Below are 2,544 nucleotides of genomic sequence, written 5' to 3' on the forward strand. Positions count from 1 at the left end.
ACGTCGTAGTCTTCGACGGCCCTTCAGGGAACTCAAGGTTCCAGTGAGATCTCATCTTGAGGCTAGTTTCCCGCTTAGATGCTTTCAGCGGTTATCTATTCCGAACATAGCTACCCGGCAATGCCACTGGCGTGACAACCGGAACACCAGAGGTTCGTCCACTCCGGTCCTCTCGTACTAGGAGCAGCCCCTCTCAAATCTCAAACGTCCACGGCAGATAGGGACCGAACTGTCTCACGACGTTCTAAACCCAGCTCGCGTACCACTTTAAATGGCGAACAGCCATACCCTTGGGACCGGCTTCAGCCCCAGGATGTGATGAGCCGACATCGAGGTGCCAAACACCGCCGTCGATATGAACTCTTGGGCGGTATCAGCCTGTTATCCCCGGAGTACCTTTTATCCGTTGAGCGATGGCCCTTCCATACAGAACCACCGGATCACTAAGACCTACTTTCGTACCTGCTCGACGTGTCTGTCTCGCAGTCAAGCGCGCTTTTGCCTTTATACTCTACGACCGATTTCCGACCGGTCTGAGCGCACCTTCGTACTCCTCCGTTACTCTTTAGGAGGAGACCGCCCCAGTCAAACTACCCACCATACACTGTCCTCGATCCGGATAACGGACCTGAGTTAGAACCTCAAAGTTGCCAGGGTGGTATTTCAAGGTTGGCTCCACGCGAACTGGCGTCCACGCTTCAAAGCCTCCCACCTATCCTACACAAGCAAATTCAAAGTCCAGTGCAAAGCTATAGTAAAGGTTCACGGGGTCTTTCCGTCTAGCCGCGGATACACTGCATCTTCACAGCGATTTCAATTTCACTGAGTCTCGGGTGGAGACAGCGCCGCCATCGTTACGCCATTCGTGCAGGTCGGAACTTACCCGACAAGGAATTTCGCTACCTTAGGACCGTTATAGTTACGGCCGCCGTTTACCGGGGCTTCGATCAAGAGCTTCGCGTTAGCTAACCCCATCAATTAACCTTCCGGCACCGGGCAGGCGTCACACCCTATACGTCCACTTTCGTGTTTGCAGAGTGCTGTGTTTTTAATAAACAGTCGCAGCGGCCTGGTATCTTCGACCGGCATGAGCTTACGGAGCAAGTCCTTCACCCTCACCGGCGCACCTTCTCCCGAAGTTACGGTGCCATTTTGCCTAGTTCCTTCACCCGAGTTCTCTCAAGCGCCTTGGTATTCTCTACCCAACCACCTGTGTCGGTTTGGGGTACGGTTCCTGGTTACCTGAAGCTTAGAAGCTTTTCTTGGAAGCATGGCATTTGTTACTTCAGCACCGTAGTGCCTCGTCATCACGCCTCAGCCTTAAAGAGTTCCGGATTTGCCTGGAACTCAAGCCTACACGCTTAAACCGGGACAACCGTCGCCCGGCCAACATAGCCTTCTCCGTCCCCCCTTCGCAGTAACACCGAGTACGGGAATATTAACCCGTTTCCCATCGACTACGCCTTTCGGCCTCGCCTTAGGGGTCGACTCACCCTGCCCCGATTAACGTTGGACAGGAACCCTTGGTCTTCCGGCGAGCGGGCTTTTCACCCGCTTTATCGTTACTTATGTCAGCATTCGCACTTCTGATACCTCCAGCAAGCTTCTCAACTCACCTTCACAGGCTTACAGAACGCTCCTCTACCGCATCACCCGAAGGTGATACCCGTAGCTTCGGTGTATGGTTTGAGCCCCGTTACATCTTCCGCGCAGGCCGACTCGACTAGTGAGCTATTACGCTTTCTTTAAAGGGTGGCTGCTTCTAAGCCAACCTCCTAGCTGTCTAAGCCTTCCCACATCGTTTCCCACTTAACCATAACTTTGGGACCTTAGCTGACGGTCTGGGTTGTTTCCCTTTTCACGACGGACGTTAGCACCCGCCGTGTGTCTCCCATGCTCGGCACTTGTAGGTATTCGGAGTTTGCATCGGTTTGGTAAGTCGGGATGACCCCCTAGCCGAAACAGTGCTCTACCCCCTACAGTGATACATGAGGCGCTACCTAAATAGCTTTCGAGGAGAACCAGCTATCTCCGAGCTTGATTAGCCTTTCACTCCGATCCACAGGTCATCCGCTAACTTTTCAACGGTAGTCGGTTCGGTCCTCCAGTTAGTGTTACCCAACCTTCAACCTGCCCATGGATAGATCGCCCGGTTTCGGGTCTATTCCCAGCGACTAGACGCCCTATTAAGACTCGCTTTCGCTACGCCTCCCCTATTCGGTTAAGCTCGCCACTGAAAATAAGTCGCTGACCCATTATACAAAAGGTACGCAGTCACAGAACAAAGTCTGCTCCCACTGCTTGTACGCATACGGTTTCAGGATCTATTTCACTCCCCTCTCCGGGGTTCTTTTCGCCTTTCCCTCACGGTACTAGTTCACTATCGGTCAGTCAGTAGTATTTAGCCTTGGAGGATGGTCCCCCCATATTCAGACAAAGTTTCTCGTGCTCCGTCCTACTCGATTTCATGACTAAGAGATTTTCGCGTACAGGGCTATCACCCACTATGGCCGCACTTTCCAGAGCGTTCCGCTAATCTCAAAG

General features: G+C 52.9%; 1 rRNA gene. It reads right to left on the reverse strand.

From position 1 onward, the window contains the following. Positions 1 to 2,544: ribosomal RNA gene (locus tag AB0J87_RS64330) — 23S ribosomal RNA — on the reverse strand; the annotation flags it as partial.

Origin of the sequence: Nonomuraea sp. NPDC049625, from assembly GCF_040675285.1 — a bacterium.
Taxonomy (GTDB): Bacteria; Actinomycetota; Actinomycetes; order Streptosporangiales; family Streptosporangiaceae; genus Nonomuraea; species Nonomuraea angiospora_A.